This is a genomic window from Candidatus Nitrotoga sp. M5 (genome assembly GCF_927904885.1).
Lineage (GTDB): Bacteria > Pseudomonadota > Gammaproteobacteria > Burkholderiales > Gallionellaceae > Nitrotoga.
In genome coordinates this window covers 1-2744 of record NZ_CAKMNW010000028.1, presented here as the reverse complement: position 1 = coordinate 2744, position 2744 = coordinate 1, and the positions used below count along the sequence as shown (strand labels likewise).

General features: G+C 40.8%; 4 protein-coding genes. All 4 read left to right on the top strand.

Annotated elements, in window-relative coordinates; all coding sequences use genetic code 11:
• Positions 1 to 174: 174 nt before the first annotated feature.
• A complete protein-coding gene (locus tag MJ770_RS08070) occupies positions 175 to 1230 on the top strand; it encodes a hypothetical protein (protein ID WP_239251101.1) in 1056 nt (351 codons plus the stop codon).
• A gap of 91 nt (positions 1231 to 1321) precedes the next feature.
• Positions 1322 to 1579 (top strand): hypothetical protein, encoded by a 258-nt coding sequence (locus MJ770_RS08065; protein ID WP_239251100.1) that lies wholly within the window; start codon positions 1322 to 1324, stop codon positions 1577 to 1579.
• Positions 1580 to 2067: 488 nt separating this feature from the next.
• A complete protein-coding gene (locus MJ770_RS08060) occupies positions 2068 to 2523 on the top strand; it encodes a hypothetical protein (protein WP_239251099.1) in 456 nt (151 codons plus the stop codon).
• 150 nt (positions 2524 to 2673) lie between these two features.
• Positions 2674 to 2744 (top strand): hypothetical protein (locus MJ770_RS15640; protein ID WP_445083138.1); only part of this gene is annotated, 71 nt, incomplete at its 3' end.

Sequence of the window (2744 nt, the reverse complement as noted above, 5' to 3'; positions counted from 1 at the left end):
TGCGCAAGATTATACAAAACTGGTCTGCCTATACTATTATGCATATGCGGACAGGCAAAAAATGTGATTCACAATTAATCAATTGCTTATAAAAATAATGCGCGCCTCACTATTTTTAATATACGGTCCGGTGCGTCCGTCTAATAACTGTTATAAACCATTAGAACCTTATTGATGTCGAAGCTAGTTAAAGAAAAGCAACTTGAAGAATTTATTTCAAAAATGTGTCAATACTCTGATGCTACTAACATTCTTTCGCCAAAAGGAAGAAGCACGCTAACCTCCTCATTAAGAAACTACTTGTATTATGGCATCCCTAAAAATTCCAGTATAAACAATGTAATAGTAAGGTCTATTGTTAGTGGCAAGCGTATTACGCTGATTCATAGGTCAGAGAAATGCATTCTTTTTCCATCAGAAAATACTTTAAAAGTAATTACAGTTGTTCCTTCTTGGTCGAGAGGGATGAGGGAGTATTTTAATGATGAAAGCGTTTATGACTATGCTTCACGGTTTTTTCATTTTGCAGAGCAGTATTTGTCACGCGCATCATATATAGAAATAATAGGCTGTATTGCGCTAACGTATAATCATACAAGCCATTTCTATAGTGATAGTGTTACCAAATACTTAGTTGGCTCTGGAATCTATACCATAGAAAACATTCTAAAAAAACATGATGTGCCAAAGCTAGTTAAAATGGATTCAACAAACCAGAAACACTTCTTGAAGATTTACAATATGGCCAATGGGCTAGATCCATTTATTCACCGCATGCTTTTTAATTACTTAAGATCTTTAAAGCTGTATAAACATGATTTCTTTGAAGAAACAATAACATCACTTGATAAATCCATAAATGTTGTAGAGCAATATATAAAGCAGCGTTTAGGCGTCAATAAGATAAATATGCGTGAAGCATTGTGTGAAGCATTATGTCTTAATGACGAAGAAACAGCTGAACTCAAAAAACTATATGAACTTCGGTGCTACTTTGGAGGGCATCCAGCATTATCTAAATGGTGGGACTTTTCTGAAATATATACAGAAGAGGAAATGTCTTATTATATAAATTTAGTAAAAAAAGTCGCTATAAAGGCAATTGAGCTTGAAAGTAAAAACAGGGTCGTGGACAAGCACCCATCAAACTGGCATGAATGGTTTAAAAATAATTGGTTAATGCTATGGCAGTCTGTGTGGTTTGAGGGGTTGACCAATAATAATTTATAACAAGACGCTCGTTCGGACACAAACTACGCTGCGCTTCGTTTGTGCCGCACAGCTTGGACGTTGGGCGTATTAAATTTGAGAGGAAGTAACTATGCGAAAATTTTTATGGTTGCTGCTTTTGCTGGCTCCCATCGCTGTATCAGCAGTTACCTCATATGAAATTGAGGCGGCTGGTAATGATGAAAAGTTCATAATCAATGGGGAGGTTTTTGAGGCGCAAACTTATTGTCTTGGCTGGGATGAAGGGGATCGTGTTGTTTTTTTAGAAGGCAGTCCATATGGCGCGTGTGCCTCTGCAAAACTATATAACTTAAACAGAAAAGAAACTTGCGATGTTTGGTGTGAATAGAACCTACGGCCAACCCAGCGGGCGAGCCCCTCAACTTTACGTTGAAGGTCTGCTTTCCGGAAAGTCGGATGGCCGGTATGTGTCGATAGTACGCAGTCGCGTATCGAGAAAGCAGCCGTTCTGAATGATTCCATCGCCTATGGCTGGTAACCATTACATACCGGTCGTTCCCAGGTCTAACTGTCACCGACAGCAAAGGCCGAAAATAAGACTAACGATAATCATATTTATCGTTACTTAGGAATTGACAAACTTGTGTCAACAATCAGATTATTAGCTTGAGTCCGATTACAGCTATTCGTTATTGGCAGCAGTGTGCCAATTGTGGAAGCTCAGGTTGAGGGTTAGGACCGCCTCTTGTTTGGCCTAAGTTCCTGACCTGATAATGAAGGGTTGCTGTATGCAGGTCGGCACGCAAGGGGGCTATAATCAGATCTAAACCATCTGTGCTGTTAAGACATGCATAGATCTACCCATGGACTTATTCCTTGAAATCTGACCACAAACCAAATCAAGACGAAGTGCTCCGCCGCGTGGGCCGCAACCTCATTCAATTTCAGCAGATCGAGGGGTTGTTGAAGCACCTTCTTTCCAACCATAAAGCAGGTGGTACGTCGGTGGATTTCAAGGAACGGCAGCAGAAGCAGATCAATACCATCAATAAAACGATGCTTGGTAACCTAGTTAATAAGTATGGAACAGAAGTGCTTCAGGATGCCGGAGTTGAAGTGCCAGAGGATGAGAGCCCTGCTGACTGGATCACTTTTACATTTAAGATTTCGGGCGATACTGAGTTCGTTGAAAGCATTCGCCGAGACATGAAACTTATGACGGTACAGCGCAACGAACTGGTCCATAATTTTCTGTCAAGATGGCAGCCTGAATCACCTGAAAAGCTGGAAGAGACTCTGATCTATCTCGATATCCAGCACGAAAAAATGTAGTGGTCTAATAGAAACGTACACCTCGCTAAGATTATTATTCAGCTAGAGCGGAATAGCAATGAACAAGTACCGCAAGCATTACGAAGCCGCATTTAAATTAGAAGTTGCACGCAGGGTAGTTGATCAAGGACTGAGTATCATGCCAGTTACATCGACAGCTGGCTCGATGCGCTACGCCATGACAAACGGCTAATCTTCGTTGCTGCATCGGCTGCACAGAA